This is a genomic window from Bacillus kexueae (assembly GCF_022809095.1).
GTDB classification, from domain to species: Bacteria; Bacillota; Bacilli; order Bacillales; family Aeribacillaceae; genus Bacillus_BZ; species Bacillus_BZ kexueae.
This window is the reverse complement of the sequence record NZ_JALAZE010000013.1, coordinates 12,650-29,511: the sequence shown is the minus strand read 5'-3', so window position 1 is coordinate 29,511 and position 16,862 is coordinate 12,650. Positions and strand designations below refer to the sequence as shown.

Sequence of the window (16,862 nt, the reverse complement as noted above, 5' to 3'; positions counted from 1 at the left end):
CTTGAGCACCTTGATTATATTAACATTATAAGGTGATGGATGTCAACTAAATGTCGAATTTTTATCTAAAAACATTTAGTTGCATCCATCTAATTTTTTATCGTTTGCTCACAAATTAGTCAATCGTTACAGGCTCATCTGTTACTTGAACTTTTGATACTGGTTTTGCTTTTCGATAACGTTGCATACCTGTACCAGCTGGAACAAGCTTACCGATGATAACATTTTCTTTCAAGCCGAGTAACTCATCACGTTTTCCTTTAATCGCTGCATCTGTAAGAACACGAGTCGTTTCTTGGAAGGAAGCAGCTGATAAGAAGGATTCCGTTTCAAGTGAAGCCTTCGTAATACCAAGTAATACAGGGCGTCCAGTCGCTGGGCGTTTACCTTCAAGAAGAACCTTCTTGTTCGCATCTGTAAACTGATGAATATCAAGAAGTGTTCCAGGTAATACGTCCGTATCTCCCGGATCAATGACACGTACTTTACGTAACATTTGGCGAACCATTACTTCGATATGCTTATCGCCAATTTCTACCCCTTGCATACGGTATACTTTCTGAACTTCACGCAGTAAGTATTCTTGAACAGCTAGAATATCTTTTACTTTTAACAATTCTTTCGGATCGATTGAACCTTCTGTAATCTCTTGTCCACGCTCAACTTTATCGCCTTTTGCTACTTTCAGACGAGCGTTGTAAGGAGCTGTGTATGTGCGAGTTTCCACTTCTCCCTGCACGACAATTTCTTGTTGTTTGTCACGTACTTCATTAATTTCCATGACATAACCATCGATTTCCGAAATGATCGCTTGACCTTTTGGATTACGTGCTTCGAATAACTCTTGAACACGCGGTAAACCTTGTGTGATGTCGTCTCCTGCAACCCCACCTGTATGGAACGTACGCATCGTTAACTGAGTTCCTGGTTCACCGATTGATTGGGCAGCGATGATTCCAACAGCTTCTCCAACTTCAACCTCTGAACCTGTCGCTAAGTTGCGACCGTAACATTTCTTACATACACCGTGGCGTGTGTTACAAGCAAACGCAGAACGAATCCAAACTTCTTCAATACCAGCTTCAATGATTGTTGTTGCGATATCTTCAGTAATTAATTCGTTCTCATTAACGATTGCTTCACCCGTCTCAGGATGTTTCACCGTACGACGTGCATAACGACCGATAATACGCTCATCAAGCTTTTCGATAACTTCCGTACCTTCTTTAATCGCTTTAGCTAAGATACCACGGTCTGTTCCACAGTCTTCTTCTCGGATGATCACATCTTGAGCAACGTCTACAAGACGACGTGTTAAGTAACCAGAGTCAGCTGTCTTTAAGGCTGTATCTGCAAGTCCTTTACGCGCACCGTGTGTAGAGATGAAGTATTCTAATACCGTTAATCCTTCACGGAAACTTGATTTGATTGGTAACTCGATGATACGACCAGCCGGGTTGGCCATTAGTCCACGCATACCCGCAAGCTGTGTAAAGTTCGATGCGTTACCACGGGCACCAGAGTCACTCATCATGAAGATTGGGTTCGTCTTATCTAAGGACTTCATTAGCTTGCTTTGGATTGTATCCTTCGCAGCACTCCAGATAGAGATAACTCGGTCATAACGCTCATCTTCTGTGATAAGACCACGTCTGAATTGCTTCATCACGTTATCTACTTTAGCTTGAGCTTCTTTTAAGATTTCTTCTTTTTCACCTAATACTACGATGTCTGATACACCGATTGTAATACCAGCTTTTGTCGAGTACTTGAATCCTAAGTCTTTTAGGCGATCAAGCATCTTAGAAGTTTCAGTAATATGGAATCGCTTGAACACTTCCGCGATGATTTTACCAAGGATTCCTTTCTTAAACGGAAGAACAATCTCTTGCTCTTTAATATATTCTGCTACATTAACTGTCGGATCAACAAAATACTTCTCAGGTGTTTTCTCCTGAATGTTTTCTGTTGTAGGTTCGTTAATGTATGGGAATGATTTTGGTAAGATCTCGTTAAAGATTAACTTACCAACAGTTGTAATTAAAAGCTTTTTGTTTTGTTCTTCTGTAAATGTTTCATTATTTAAAGAAGAAGCTTGAATTGCTACACGTGTGTGTAGATGCACATAACCATTTTGGTATGCGATAAGTGCTTCATTCGTATCTTTAAAGATCTTACCTTCTCCAACTGCACCATCACGCTCTAACGTTAAGTAGTAGTTACCTAATACCATGTCCTGGGAAGGTGTAACAACTGGCTTTCCATCTTTCGGGTTTAAGATGTTTTGAGCTGCTAACATTAAGATACGCGCTTCTGCTTGAGCTTCTGCTGAAAGCGGTACGTGAACAGCCATTTGGTCACCGTCGAAGTCTGCGTTATACGCTGTACATACAAGTGGATGTAAGCGGATGGCACGACCTTCAACAAGTGTTGGTTCAAACGCCTGAATACCAAGTCTGTGTAGAGTAGGGGCACGGTTAAGTAATACAGGGTGCTCTTTAATAACCTCTTCTAACACATCCCAAACTTCAGGATGAACACGTTCGATCTTACGTTTTGCACTCTTAATATTGTGAGCTAGTCCTTTTTCTACTAACTCTTTCATAACAAACGGCTTGAATAATTCAAGTGCCATTTCTTTTGGTAGACCGCATTGGTACATCTTTAAGTTCGGACCAACTACGATTACGGAACGTCCAGAGTAGTCTACACGTTTACCTAATAAGTTTTGGCGGAAACGACCTTGCTTACCTTTTAACATATGAGATAAGGATTTTAGTGGTCGATTTCCTGGTCCAGTTACTGGACGTCCACGGCGTCCGTTATCAATTAAAGCATCTACTGCTTCTTGTAACATACGCTTTTCGTTTTGTACGATGATGCTTGGTGCACCAAGGTCTAATAAACGTTTTAAGCGGTTGTTACGGTTAATAACACGACGGTATAAGTCATTTAAGTCAGAAGTTGCGAAGCGTCCACCGTCTAATTGAACCATTGGACGTAATTCTGGTGGAATGACTGGTAGTACATCGAGAATCATCCAAGAAGGTTCATTCCCTGAGTTTCTGAATGCTTCGATAACTTCTAAACGTTTAATTGCTCTTGTACGACGCTGCCCTTGAGACGACTTAAGCTCCTCTTTTAAAAGGTCTACTTCTTTATCTAGGTCAATGTCTTCAAGAAGTTTTTTAATCGCTTCAGCACCCATTGATGCTTGGAATGTATTTCCGTATTTCTCACGATACGTACGGTATTCCTTTTCTGAAAGAAGCTGCTTCTTCTCTAATGGTGTATCACCAGTATCTGTTACAACGTAAGAAGCAAAGTAAATAACTTCTTCTAGTGCACGAGGAGACATATCAAGAACTAGTCCCATGCGGCTCGGAATCCCTTTGAAATACCAAATGTGAGAGACAGGGGCAGCAAGCTCAATGTGCCCCATACGCTCACGGCGAACTTTTGCGCGTGTTACTTCAACTCCACAACGGTCACACACTACACCTTTGTAGCGTACACGCTTATATTTACCACAATGACATTCCCAGTCTTTCGTTGGACCGAAGATTCGCTCACAGAAAAGACCGTCTTTTTCAGGTTTTAAAGTACGATAGTTAATCGTTTCTGGCTTTTTAACTTCACCATATGACCAAGAACGGATTTTATCCGGTGAAGCAAGACCGATGTTCATATATTCAAAGTTATTTACATCTAGCAAGGGGCCTACCTCCCTTTTAATCTTCCGGTTTTAACCCTAATGCCTATATGTTAGTTACTCTTTTGTAACGACGTCTTTTTCTTTTTCAGTCACTTCTTCTTCATTTAACGTTACTTCTTCAGACTGATTTGTTTCTTCATCATCTTCAAGCTCTCTCATTTCGATTTCTTGCTCATCGCTTGAAAGAATTTTAACGTCCATACCTAAGCTTTGAAGTTCCTTAATCAATACTTTGAATGACTCTGGAACGCCTGGTTCTGGAACGTTCTCACCTTTGACGATCGCTTCGTATGTCTTCACACGACCGACAACGTCATCCGACTTAACAGTCAAGATTTCTTGAAGTGTATAGGCAGCACCGTATGCTTCAAGCGCCCAAACCTCCATCTCACCGAAACGCTGACCACCAAATTGTGCCTTACCACCAAGTGGTTGCTGTGTAACAAGTGAGTATGGTCCCGTAGAACGAGCATGAAGTTTGTCATCAACCATGTGCGCCAATTTAATCATGTACATGATACCGACTGATACACGGTTGTCAAACGGCTCTCCTGTACGACCATCATATAGAAGAGTTTTAGCATCTCGTGCCATTCCTGCCTCTTCAAGAGTTGCCCAAACATCTTCCTCACGCGCACCGTCAAATACTGGTGTCGCAACATGAATGCCAAGCTTGCGTGCAGCCATACCTAAGTGTAGCTCTAGCACCTGACCGATGTTCATACGCGATGGTACCCCTAATGGGTTTAACATGATGTCAACCGGTGTACCATCTGGTAAGAATGGCATATCCTCTTCTGGAAGAATACGCGAGATAACACCTTTGTTACCGTGGCGTCCCGCCATTTTATCCCCTTCAGAAATCTTACGCTTCTGAACGATGTACACACGTACTAATTGGTTAACACCAGGTGGTAATTCGTCGCCATCTTCGCGGTTAAAGACTTTAACATCTAAGACGATACCGCCACCACCATGTGGTACACGTAAAGATGTGTCGCGTACTTCACGAGCTTTTTCCCCGAAGATCGCGTGTAATAAACGTTCTTCAGCCGTTAATTCCGTAACACCTTTTGGCGTTACTTTACCAACAAGTAAGTCGCCATCTTTAACTTCGGCACCAATTCGAACAATACCACGCTCATCAAGGTTGCGTAGAGCATCTTCCCCTACGTTCGGGATGTCACGTGTAATTTCTTCTGGGCCAAGCTTCGTATCACGAGATTCAGACTCATATTCTTCAATGTGAATAGATGTGTAAACATCGTCTTTCACAAGTCGTTCGCTCATAATGATGGCATCCTCATAGTTATATCCATCCCAAGTCATGAAGGCAACAAGTACGTTGCGGCCTAACGCTAACTCACCTTTTTCCATTGAAGGACCGTCAGCAAGAATTTCACCTTTTACCACTTCATCTCCAGCAGAAACGATTGGGCGTTGGTTATAACATGTTCCTTGGTTAGAACGAACAAATTTTAATAAGTTATATTTATCAAGGTCACCTTTTACTTTTTGACCATCTACTTCTTCATAACGACGTACATAGATACGGTTCGCTTCAACACGCTCAACAACTCCAGGATGCTTACAAATAACAGCAGCACCTGAGTCTTTCGCAGAAACGTATTCCATACCAGTACCAACAATTGGTGCCTCCGGTTGCATAAGTGGTACAGCTTGTCGTTGCATGTTCGCTCCCATTAAAGCACGGTTGGAGTCATCGTTCTCTAAGAACGGAATACATGCTGTCGCAGCTGAAACAACCTGCTTCGGAGAAACGTCCATATAATCGACACGGTCACGCTTAACGACTGTGTTTTCGCCACGGAAACGAGCCACGATATTCTCATCTAAGAATGACCCATCTTCTCCAAGGCGTGCGTTTGCCTGTGCCACTACATAGTTATCCTCTTCATCTGCAGTTAAGTAATCGATTTGACTTGTTACTTTCCCTGTTTCAGGATCTACACGACGATATGGCGTTTCGATAAAGCCGAAACGATTCACTTTCGCATAAGAAGATAAAGAGTTAATAAGTCCGATGTTCGGACCCTCTGGAGTCTCAATTGGACACATACGACCATAGTGAGAGTAGTGAACGTCACGTACTTCGAATCCAGCGCGCTCACGCGTTAAACCACCAGGTCCTAAAGCTGAAAGACGACGCTTATGCGTTAACTCAGCAAGCGGGTTGGTTTGATCCATGAACTGTGATAACTGAGAGCTTCCGAAAAACTCTTTAATAGAAGCAATCACAGGACGAATATTAATTAACTGCTGTGGCGTAATCGTATTCGTATCTTGAATAGACATTCTCTCACGCACAACACGCTCCATACGGGATAAACCGATACGGAATTGATTTTGCAGTAACTCACCTACTGAACGTAAGCGACGGTTACCAAGGTGGTCGATATCATCTGTATCTCCTACACCGTGTAATAAGTTGAAGAAGTAACTAATAGATGCAATGATATCTGCAGGCGTAATATTTTTCACGCTCTCATCAATGTTTGCATTACTAATAACATTGATTACTTGCTCTCCATCTACATCATTCGGAGCATAAATCTTGATAGATTGTACTGTAATTTCTTCTTCAACCACACCGCCTACTGCGTTGATGGATTTGAAGCCTACCCCATTCTCTAAATTGTGCATAATACGGTCTAACGTACGACGATCAATAATCGTATCTTTTTCCGCAACAATTTCACCTGTTTCAGGGTCCACAAGTGTTTCAGCTAATCGTTGGTTGAACAAACGATTCTTAATATGAAGCTTCTTATTAATCTTATAACGACCTACGCTAGCTAAATCGTAACGCTTCGGATCAAAGAAACGGGAGATTAATAAACTCTTCGCATTTTCAACTGTAGGTGGTTCCCCTGGACGCAAACGTTCATAGATTTCCAATAGCGCCTTTTCAGTGCTCTCTGTGTTATCCTTATCTAACGTGTTGCGTAAAAACTCATTTTCACCAAATAAATCGATGATTTCTTGATCAGAGCCAAACCCAAGGGCACGTAAAAGAACCGTAACAGGCAATTTACGAGTGCGATCTATGCGAACATACACAACGTCTTTCGCATCTGTTTCATACTCTAACCAAGCGCCACGGTTTGGAATAACAGTTGCGGTAAATCCTTTTTTACCGTTTTTATCTACTTTATCACTGTAATATACACTTGGAGAACGTACTAACTGGGAGACAATAACGCGTTCTGCACCATTGATCACGAATGTACCTGTTTCCGTCATAAGTGGGAAGTCCCCCATGAATACATCCTGATCTTTTACTTCACCCGTTTCCTTGTTAATGAGTCGTACTTTAACTCGGAGCGGAGCGGAGTATGTAACATCGCGTTCTTTAGACTCTTCTACGGAATACTTCGGTTCACCTAAGCTATAATCAATAAACTCTAGCGAGAGGTTACCAGTGAAATCTTCGATAGGAGAAATGTCTTGAAACATTTCGCGAAGCCCCTCATCAAGAAACCACTGATAAGAAGAGGTTTGAATTTCGATAAGATTTGGTAATTCTAAAACTTCGCTAATACGTGCATAACTTCTACGTTGGCGGTGTCGTCCATACTGAACTAGTTGACCTGTCAACTGATTCACCCCTCAAATCAAGCGTAATATAAATCTTGCAAACACAAAGCGAGAATCGCCTTGTAATCACAAGTAAAAAAGCAAAAATAAAGGGTTTTCTTTTGCAATTAGGAGAAACCTAATGCCCAAGAAACACTCTCAATGCAAGAGCGTTCTTCCAAAAACCACTTAACAAAAACCGATTTTATTATTCTTCCCATAAATAGAAAATATAAACATTTATCTTAAACATAACTATTCAACGGGAAAATACACATTGGCATTTTATAATGTTAACATAGCTAAAAATCGAAGTCAATCTTTTTTCGCTCTAATAATATAGTAGCCCTTTTTCTTTTCTACTACTTCCACTTCGGAAAATAGTTCTTCCAATTTTTTAATAGCCGAAGGGGCTCCTTGTTTTTTCTGAATGACTACCCAAAGCTCACCACCAGCTATCAACCGGTCGAAGCTTCCCTCAAATATATTGTGAACCGTTTGTTTCCCAGCTCGAATCGGCGGATTGGTTACTATTGCAGCATAACTATCTTTCACGACATTCTCAAAGATATCACTTTGAAAGACATCAACATTTAAAACCCCGTTAGCTTCCGCATTCTTCTTCGCCAACGCTATCGCCCGTTCATTCACATCGATCATATCAACACGACGACTAGAATCTACCGATGCAAGCGAAATCCCAATCGGACCATAACCACAACCTACATCCAATATATCGCCAGAAACAGTTGGAAGTTTAAATGTTTCAATTAATAACCTCGAACCGAAGTCCACCTCATTTTTGGAAAACACCCCGGAGTCTGAAGTGAATTGAAAAACTTTCCCTTTTAACGTATACGAAAAGGAATGAGGGTTACTTTCCACAGATGGTTGCTTTGAATAATAATGCTCACTCATAATTTACCCCCCTTTAAAAAATAACGTGTACGTAGTCGCCTTTACACGTACAACTCAAATAGAAAAGAAGGAACTAACATGTTAGTAAACCTAAGAAAATAATGACCACGTTGTAAATCATTGGCCGACAATACTATAAGAAGAGAAAAAGCCCGCTTAAAATCAGCGAGCTTTTCGTTGTAAAGAACGTTATTACTTAACTTCGACAGAAGCGCCAACTTCTTCAAGTTTAGCTTTAAGTTCTTCAGCTTCTTCTTTCGCGATACCTTCTTTAAGTGGTTTTGGAGTGTTGTCTACTAATTCTTTAGCTTCTTTTAAGCCAAGACCAGTGATTTCGCGAACAACTTTGATAACTTTGATTTTTTGAGCACCAGCATCAGCAAGTACTAAATCAAATTCAGTTTTCTCAGCAGCAGCGTCGCCACCAGCAGCGCCACCCATTACAGCTACAGGAGCAGCAGCAGTTACGCCGAATTCCTCTTCGATAGCTTTAACTAAGTCGTTAAGTTCAAGAACTGTCATTTCTTTAATAGCATCAATAATTTGCTCTTTAGTCATTTGTTTTTCCTCCTTATTTTTGGTTTTATATCGTTAACAAGCAAGTTTGAATTGGTCGGTTTCTATTATGCACCTTGCTCTTCTTTTTGGTCCGCCACAGCTTTTGCAGCAAGTGCAAAGTTGCGCATTGGAGCTTGAAGAACAGATAGTAACATAGAAAGTAAACCTTCGCGTGAAGGAAGATCAGCAATCGCTTTAACTTCTTCAGCAGTTGCAACGTTTCCTTCGATAACACCAGCTTTAATTTCAAGAGCTTCATGCTCTTTCGCGAAATCGTTTAAGATTTTCGCAGGAGCTACAACGTCTTCTGTGCTGAATGCAATCGCATTCGGACCAGTAAGCGCGTCGTTAAGCTCAGTTAACTCAGCTTGCTCTACAGCACGACGAGTTAATGTGTTTTTGTAAACTTTGAACTCGACACCAGCTTCACGAAGCTTTTTACGAAGTTCAGTTACCTCCGCAACGTTAAGACCACGGTAGTCAACGATAATTGTAGAAACGCTATCACGGAATTTACCAGCAATTTCGTCTACAATCAGTTTCTTTTGTTCGATTGCGCTGCTCATTTGTTACACCTCCTGTAGATTGAAAGTGAGCACTTATACCGTTCGGTGCATGTAAAAAACCTCCATGTGTAGACATGGAGGGATTAAACAAATAAGCATACGGATCGCTTAATCTATCGAATCACACCTCGGTAGGAAATTAAGCCAACGGCACCTACTGTCTACGGTATAAATGAAATCTATTCATTTAAACAACATTTGTTATTATAACAAGTTGATTTTTATGTGTCAAGCATTAGTTTGTTACAACGAATGTAGAAGCGTCAACACGTACGCCAGGACCCATTGTAGAAGTTACTGCGATATTTTTCATGTAAGTACCTTTCGCAGCAGCAGGCTTAGCTTTTAATAAAGTTTCATAAATTGTTGTGAAGTTTTCAACTAACTTCTCGCTTTCGAAAGAAACTTTACCGATTGGCACGTGGATGTTTCCTGCTTTATCTACACGGTATTCAACTTTACCAGCTTTGATTTCGTTAACAGCTTTTTCTACTTCGAAAGTTACTGTACCAGTTTTAGGGTTTGGCATTAATCCTTTAGGACCAAGCACACGACCTAATTTACCAACTTCAGCCATCATGTCTGGAGTTGCAACTACTACATCAAAATCAAACCAACCTTGTTGGATTTTGTTGATGTAATCAGCATCTCCAACATAATCTGCACCTGCAGCTTCTGCTTCTTTCGCTTTTTCACCTTTAGCGAAAACTAAAACGCGTTGAGTTTTACCAGTACCGTTTGGTAAAACAACTGCTCCACGGATTTGTTGGTCATTTTTACGAGGGTCAACCCCTAAACGGAATGCAACTTCTACAGTCGCATCAAATTTAGTAACACTTGTTTTCTTAACTAATTCAATTGCTTCTTTTACATCGTAAGCTTTCGCACGATCTACTAATTTAGCAGCTTCAAGATATTTTTTTCCTTTTTTCGGCATAACTATTTCCTCCTTATGTGGTTTTAGCGGAATAACCTCCCACGAATAAAGGTTGCGAACTTGATACAAACCAAACTCGCAACCCGAAAAACGACAACAACTATGGGATTAGTCTTCGATGACGATACCCATGCTGCGTGCAGTACCTTCTACCATACGCATTGCTGCTTCAACGCTAGCTGCGTTTAAGTCAGGCATTTTCGTTTCAGCAATCTCACGCACTTTGTCGCGTTTGATTGTTGCAACTTTATTACGATTCGGTTCACCAGAACCAGACTCAATACCAGCAGCTTTCTTTAATAAGACAGCAGCAGGTGGAGTTTTCGTAATAAATGTAAATGAACGGTCTTCGTAAACCGTGATTTCAACAGGGATAATTAAGCCAGCTTGGTCAGCTGTACGAGCGTTGAACTCCTTACAGAATCCCATGATGTTAACACCAGCCTGACCTAATGCAGGACCAACAGGTGGCGCTGGATTCGCTTTACCAGCAGGGATTTGTAATTTTACAATTTTCACTACTTTTTTAGCCACGAGACACACCTCCTTAAGTCCGTGATGTGGTAATAGGGCTCTGACCCTCCCACTCATAACAAACATTCATTATATAAGATGAATGATCAACAAAACAAATTTTTAAAACTATATGCCTCATTTGTGAGACATACTGACTTATGACATATTACCACTATTTCGTTTTTATTTCAAGGTGGTTTTAAAAAATTATAATTTGGCTACTTGCGAGAACTCTAGCTCTACAGGCGTTTCACGGCCGAACATATTCACAAGAACTTTCACTTTATTTTTATCAAAATCAATTTCTTCGATAGAACCTGTGAAGTCCGCAAAAGGACCATCTGTCACCTTCACGGTCTCTTTTAATTCATAATCGAACTCAACACGAGCATCTTCCATACCCATGCGCTTTAAAATTACTGTCACTTCTTCTGGAAGAAGTGGGGTAGGCTTTGATCCAGAACCAGTTGAACCAACAAACCCTGTAACACCCGGCGTGTTTCGCACAACATACCAAGAGTCGTCTGTCATAACAAGCTCGACTAAAACGTAACCAGGAAATACTTTTTTCTTTGAAACTTTTGTTTTACCATTTTTAATATCAGTTTCTTCTTCTTCCGGTACAACCACTCGGAAGATTTTGTCTTGCATTCCCATTGACTCAACACGCTTTTCTAAATTCGCCTTCACCTTATTCTCGTAACCAGAATAAGTGTGTACTACATACCAGTTCTTTTCCATATATCAGGACTCGGTCCTTCCCTCCCCAACAATAGTTGTTTCATATATATTTGCAGCTTACTAAAAATCTTTCCAATTAAAAAACCCGTTAAACGGGTTCTAGAAAATTCGAATATCTACCATTATAGCATGATACTGAACGTTTTATTCAAAAATAAAACGAATTAGCTCAGAAATACCTAAATCAATAACCGCAAAAAAGACTGACAGAAAAGCAACAGTAGAAAGAACAACAATTGTATAGCGTGTTAATTCTTTGCCTTTAGGCCAGCTAACTTTTCTCATTTCTTTTGCAACATCACGGAAAAACTTTGTCAATCGCTGCATTGTGTACCTCCAAAGTTATTTTGTTTCGCGATGAGGGGTATGAGCGTTGCAACTCTTACAAAACTTTTGTATTTCTAACCGTTCCGCAGCGTTATTAGCACTCTTCATTGTAGAGTAATTGCGGCTTCCACATTGTTTGCAAGCTAACGTAATCTTTTTTCGCATGTATAACACCTACCGCTTTTAATCCTACTAAAATGTATCATAGCTCGTTTTTGCATGTCAACGGCATTACGACGTTATTTCCCTCAACTCTAAATACCGCTCTAGCTTCCGCTTCACACGCTGGAGAGCATTATCAATGGATTTCACATGCCTGTTTAACTCTTCTGAAATTTCTTGATAGGAACGGCCATCTAAATACAATACTAACACTTTTCGCTCTAAATCTGAGAGAAGTTCCCCCATCTTGACTTCTATATCGTCGAATTCTTCTTGATTGATAATCAGCTCTTCTGGGTCCATCACCTTTGCACCAGTGATAACGTCCATTAACGTACGATCAGACTCTTCATCATAAATGGGTTTGTCCAATGAAACATAGGAGTTCAGAGGAATATGTTTTTGACGGGTTGCAGTTTTAATCGCAGTAATAATTTGGCGGGTAATACAAAGTTCAGCAAACGCCTTAAAAGACGTAAGCTTGTCCTCTTTAAAATCACGAATGGCTTTATAAAGCCCTATCATACCTTCTTGAACAATATCTTCACGGTCAGCACCTATTAAAAAATATGAACGAGCTTTAGCTCTCACAAAATTTTGATATTTTGTAATCAAAAAATCTAGCGCATCACTGTCTCCTTGATGAACGAGCTCTACAATTTGCTCATCCTCAAGCTTTTTCAGCGCTTTTTTTGCCATTTCCCCCTTGTTGCCTTTTACACTCACACAGATCCCCCCGACCGTACTTTAGGAAATTCTTAGAAATATTATACTTTACAAGTAAGAAAAGCGTCAACCTGCCTAGAATTTATACCAACACGTAATTAAAGATTTCCTCTTCTCCACTTTTCAAATTGCGCTGCTACATCCTCTGACAGTTTAATTTTGGAATAAGGACGATTTTCTTGCGTTTTTTTTACTCTTCTTTTAATTCCTTCTTCGATGGTTTCCATTTCAATTAAAAGTTCTCGAGCTGATTTTCGTAAAGCACCTTGAGAGAAGATCGTCCATTGCTCCGTATAATCAGATGTAGCGACGTAAATTTTGTTTTTCACAGACAGCATCGTTTTCACGAGCTTCTCAATTCGTTCATCAGCTGTTTCGTTTTCCCGCGTAAAGATGATTTCAACACGGGAAGACTTTAACTTTTTTTCGATTCCTTTTACTAAATGGGCATCAAACACAATGATGACTTGGAAGCCTGTATATGCCTGATACTCCGACATCTTCTCAACTAACAAGTCCCGTGCGTGTTCTAGGTTGTCTTGTTTTAATGCTTGAAGTTCAGGCCATGCCCCTATGATGTTATACCCGTCTACAAGCAAGATATTCATATTATTTCTCTCCTAGCGGGTATCGCTTTCGGTATACTTCATACATTAATAGACTGGCAGCAACCGAGGCATTTAACGATGTGACCTTTCCAATCATCGGGAGCTTCACTAAGAAGTCACACTTCTCACGAATAAGTCGACTCATGCCTTTCCCTTCACTTCCAATTACAAGCGCAAGCGGCATTTGCCCATCCAGCGTTCTGTAATCCTCCGCCCCTTTTGCATCCGTTCCAACAATCCATACGCCTCGCTCTTTTAATTCTTCAATGGTTCTAGCTAAATTCGTCACCCGGGCTACCGGTATATATTCAATAGCACCTGTTGAGGCCTTCGCCACTGCTTGTGTAAGTCCGACAGAACGGCGTTTCGGAATAATAATACCGTGAGCACCTACGGAATCAGCTGTACGCATGATAGATCCTAAGTTATGTGGATCTTCTATTTCATCTAATAAAAGGAAAAATGGTTGTTCCTTTCGTTGTTCTGCTAAACGAAACAAATCGTCCAAATCACTATATTGATAAGCTGCCACTTGCGCAGCAACACCTTGATGATTACCTGAAAACATTTGATCTAACTTTTTCTTCGGAACAAACTGAATGGATACCCCTTTCTCTTTAGCAAGCGAAAGGATTTGCTGGGCTTGTCCTTTCTTTGAGTTCTCAGCAATCCATAATTTATGAATATCACGAGTGGAGCGTAATGCTTCCAAAACCGGATTACGACCGACGATGTATTCTTCACTCATCTTTTGTTCCTCCTTCCTTTTCTTCAATAATAAAGCCTATTATTTCATTTATGCGCTCGATATTTCCTTGTAAATACAAGTACCCAATTAGCGCCTCAAACGCCGTACTATGACGGTATGTTTGAACATCGGTATTTTTTGGTACAGTACCAGACTTTGCATTCCGCCCTCTTTTGATGACAGCCAATTCTTCTTCTGAAAATAACTGATTGTTCATTAATTGTTCTAAATGTGCAGCCTGCGCTTTCGCTGATACAAATTCTTTGGATAAACGATGCAAAATATGAGGCTTCACATTCCCCTTTGAGAGGAGGAAGTGCCGTATATACACTTCATATACAGCATCTCCCATATAGGCAAGTGCAAGGCCGTTAAATTGTTTTGCGTCCTTTAGCGGCTCTAAACTGAACATCTTCATCCTCTTTTCCATCTAGTTCCTTGCGGTGTATCTTCCAAGATAATATTCATTTCTTTTAGCTGATCTCGGATCTCGTCAGCAAGGGCAAAGTTACGGTCTTTACGCGCTTGAATACGCTTTTCAATCAACGCTTCGATTTCTTCATCAAGCAACTCATTCTGAGCAAAAGAAATTCCTAACACCCCGCCAAGTTCATCAAAAACAGATAAGAACGCTTGAATTACTTGCTCAGATGTGTTCTTCTCTTCTAAGTAATAGTTCGCTTGCTTCGCTAAATCAAATAGAACTGAAATCCCATTAGCAGTATTAAAATCATCGTCCATCTCTTCAATAAACTTAGCACGATGCTCGTCAATTGCGTTAAGCCAGCGATCGTTATCATCCGTCAAATTAGCACTACTACTAAGACGGTGCTTTAAGTTCCCATATGATGTACGTAAACGTTCAAAAGCATTCTTCGTACTTTCTAACAGCTCTTCTGAATAGTTGATCGGGTGTCTATAATGGACAGATAACATAAAGAAGCGTAATAATTGAGGATCATGCTTCTTCACAATATCATGGACCAAAATAAAGTTCCCTAATGACTTAGACATTTTTTCGTTATCAATGTTGATGTAACCATTGTGCATCCAATACTTCGCAAAAGGTTTTCCTGTTAATGCTTCAGATTGGGCAATCTCATTTTCATGATGAGGAAATGTTAAATCTTGCCCACCAGCATGAATATCAATCGTATCACCTAAGTACTTTCTTGCCATTGCTGAGCACTCGATGTGCCACCCTGGGCGACCTTTCCCCCACGGGCTATCCCAATAAATTTCGCCTTCTTTTGCCGCTTTCCACAAGGCAAAGTCTAGCGCATCTTGTTTTTTCTCGCCGACTTGAATACGAGCACCCGCACGAAGTTCGTCCACTGACTGATGTGAAAGTTTTCCGTACCCTTCAAACGAGCGCGTTTTGTAATAAACATCTCCTTCAGACTCATAAGCATAGCCTTTTTCAATAAGCTTCTCGATAAATTCGATAATGATGTCCATATTTTCTGTGACTCGCGGATGAACATCCGCCTTTTCACACCCAAGAGATGTTACGTCTTCAAAATACGCATCGATGAAACGCTCTGCGATTGTCGGCACGTCAGATCCAAGTTCATTTGCTGCTTTAATTAATTTATCGTCTACATCAGTAAAGTTGGAGACATATTGAACATCAAAGCCTCTGTATTGCAAATAGCGGCGAACAGTATCGTACACAATAGCAGGGCGAGCATTTCCAATATGAATGTAGTTATATACTGTAGGACCACACACATACATTTTCACTTTTCCATCTTCTAACGGAATAAAAGGCTCTTTCTTTCGAGATAACGTATTAAATATTTGAATACTCATTGCACCCGCTCCTTTTCTTTAAGTTGCTTCAATTCATCCTTTAACGTTTCAAGTTCTTTTTCAAGTTCTTTAAAGCGATCTGCTACTGGATCAGGTAAATCGTGATGATTTAAATCCTTCTGAACTTTAACCCCATTTTGTACTACGACTCGACCAGGAATGCCAACGACCGTTGAATGATCAGGCACGTCATGCAAAACGACTGAACCAGCTCCTACTTTAGAATTTTCCCCTATCGTTATGGACCCTAATACTTTAGCTCCTGTTGCAATGAGAGCATTATCTTTAATAGTAGGGTGCCGTTTCCCTTTCTCTTTTCCTGTACCACCTAGTGTAACACCTTGGTATACTGTCACATTGTCACCAATCTCACATGTTTCACCGATCACTACACCCATTCCATGGTCTATGAAAAATCTTCTGCCAATTTTAGCTCCCGGGTGAATCTCAACACCGGTGAAAAATCGACTAATTTGGGAAATAACTCTAGCAAGAAAGAAAAACTTTCGTTTATATAGAGCATGAGCAACGCGATGTGACCAAACAGCGTGAAGACCAGAATATGTTAGGATGACCTCCAAGTAAGAACGTGCGGCAGGGTCTTGATCAAAGATGACCTCCACATCCTCCTTTAACATTTTAAACATTGCATCCCCCTCCAATATTAACATTGGCTTTCATGAACTACTCATTGTTGAAAACAACAGCTTCAAATGGGCACCAAATCTTTAAATGAAACGACGTATATGACCTTCTTGCATATTCCTTTACCAAAACATAGCTTCACTCTGTGACATTCCGGCGCTGGAGGACCTGCGAGGAGGCTTCCGTCGCCACAGCAGGGCCGAAGCGACCCGAGCTGAAACTGTAAAGAGAATACTTTAACACTTTATTGAACTTAAACTTTCTGTAACAATAAAAAAATAGCGCC

At 40.6% G+C, this 16,862-nt stretch carries 16 protein-coding genes and 1 other annotated feature; all 16 genes read right to left on the bottom strand.

Annotated elements, in window-relative coordinates:
• Positions 1 to 115: 115 nt before the first annotated feature.
• Complete coding sequence (gene rpoC / locus ML543_RS15815) at positions 116 to 3,715, bottom strand: DNA-directed RNA polymerase subunit beta' (RefSeq protein WP_243388386.1); 3,600 nt, start codon at positions 3,713 to 3,715, stop codon at positions 116 to 118.
• 54 nt (positions 3,716 to 3,769) lie between these two features.
• A complete protein-coding gene (rpoB, locus tag ML543_RS15810) occupies positions 3,770 to 7,333 on the bottom strand; it encodes a DNA-directed RNA polymerase subunit beta (RefSeq protein ID WP_243388385.1) in 3,564 nt (1,187 codons plus the stop codon).
• Between the two features lie 294 nt (positions 7,334 to 7,627).
• Complete coding sequence (locus ML543_RS15805; protein ID WP_243388384.1) at positions 7,628 to 8,230, bottom strand: class I SAM-dependent methyltransferase; 603 nt, start codon at positions 8,228 to 8,230, stop codon at positions 7,628 to 7,630.
• A 192-nt stretch (positions 8,231 to 8,422) separates the two neighbouring features.
• Positions 8,423 to 8,788 (bottom strand): 50S ribosomal protein L7/L12, encoded by a 366-nt coding sequence (rplL, locus tag ML543_RS15800; protein WP_243388383.1) that lies wholly within the window; start codon positions 8,786 to 8,788, stop codon positions 8,423 to 8,425.
• A 65-nt stretch (positions 8,789 to 8,853) separates the two neighbouring features.
• Positions 8,854 to 9,354: a 50S ribosomal protein L10 gene (gene rplJ, locus ML543_RS15795; protein WP_243388382.1), complete on the bottom strand. Its 501-nt coding sequence runs from the start codon at positions 9,352 to 9,354 to the stop codon at positions 8,854 to 8,856.
• A 44-nt stretch (positions 9,355 to 9,398) separates the two neighbouring features.
• Positions 9,399 to 9,539, bottom strand: a sequence feature (ribosomal protein L10 leader region).
• Between the two features lie 50 nt (positions 9,540 to 9,589).
• Complete coding sequence (gene rplA, locus ML543_RS15790) at positions 9,590 to 10,291, bottom strand: 50S ribosomal protein L1 (protein WP_243388381.1); 702 nt, start codon at positions 10,289 to 10,291, stop codon at positions 9,590 to 9,592.
• A 108-nt stretch (positions 10,292 to 10,399) separates the two neighbouring features.
• Entirely contained in the window at positions 10,400 to 10,825 is a 426-nt protein-coding gene (gene rplK / locus ML543_RS15785) for a 50S ribosomal protein L11 (protein ID WP_243388380.1), read from the bottom strand.
• 189 nt (positions 10,826 to 11,014) lie between these two features.
• Complete coding sequence (gene nusG, locus ML543_RS15780; protein ID WP_243388379.1) at positions 11,015 to 11,548, bottom strand: transcription termination/antitermination protein NusG; 534 nt, start codon at positions 11,546 to 11,548, stop codon at positions 11,015 to 11,017.
• 144 nt (positions 11,549 to 11,692) lie between these two features.
• On the bottom strand, positions 11,693 to 11,875 hold the full coding sequence (gene secE, locus ML543_RS15775; RefSeq protein WP_243388378.1) for a preprotein translocase subunit SecE: 183 nt from the start codon (positions 11,873 to 11,875) through the stop codon (positions 11,693 to 11,695).
• Between the two features lie 15 nt (positions 11,876 to 11,890).
• Positions 11,891 to 12,040, bottom strand: a complete 150-nt coding sequence (gene rpmG / locus ML543_RS15770) for a 50S ribosomal protein L33 (protein ID WP_243388377.1) — start codon at positions 12,038 to 12,040, stop codon at positions 11,891 to 11,893.
• A 66-nt stretch (positions 12,041 to 12,106) separates the two neighbouring features.
• Positions 12,107 to 12,736, bottom strand: coding sequence for an RNA polymerase sporulation sigma factor SigH (sigH, locus tag ML543_RS15765; RefSeq protein ID WP_279326707.1), 630 nt, complete (start codon positions 12,734 to 12,736; stop codon positions 12,107 to 12,109).
• Positions 12,737 to 12,861: 125 nt separating this feature from the next.
• Positions 12,862 to 13,371, bottom strand: coding sequence for an NYN domain-containing protein (locus ML543_RS15760; protein WP_243388375.1), 510 nt, complete (start codon positions 13,369 to 13,371; stop codon positions 12,862 to 12,864).
• A 1-nt stretch (position 13,372) separates the two neighbouring features.
• Entirely contained in the window at positions 13,373 to 14,119 is a 747-nt protein-coding gene (rlmB, locus tag ML543_RS15755) for a 23S rRNA (guanosine(2251)-2'-O)-methyltransferase RlmB (RefSeq protein WP_243388374.1), read from the bottom strand.
• Complete coding sequence (locus tag ML543_RS15750; protein WP_243388429.1) at positions 14,112 to 14,531, bottom strand: Mini-ribonuclease 3; 420 nt, start codon at positions 14,529 to 14,531, stop codon at positions 14,112 to 14,114. Before ML543_RS15750 ends, rlmB begins: the two co-directional genes overlap by 8 nt.
• A gap of 2 nt (positions 14,532 to 14,533) precedes the next feature.
• Complete coding sequence (gene cysS, locus ML543_RS15745; protein ID WP_243388373.1) at positions 14,534 to 15,931, bottom strand: cysteine--tRNA ligase; 1,398 nt, start codon at positions 15,929 to 15,931, stop codon at positions 14,534 to 14,536.
• Positions 15,928 to 16,578: a serine O-acetyltransferase gene (cysE, locus tag ML543_RS15740; RefSeq protein WP_243388372.1), complete on the bottom strand. Its 651-nt coding sequence runs from the start codon at positions 16,576 to 16,578 to the stop codon at positions 15,928 to 15,930. Before cysE ends, cysS begins: the two co-directional genes overlap by 4 nt.
• Positions 16,579 to 16,862: the final 284 nt, after the last annotated feature.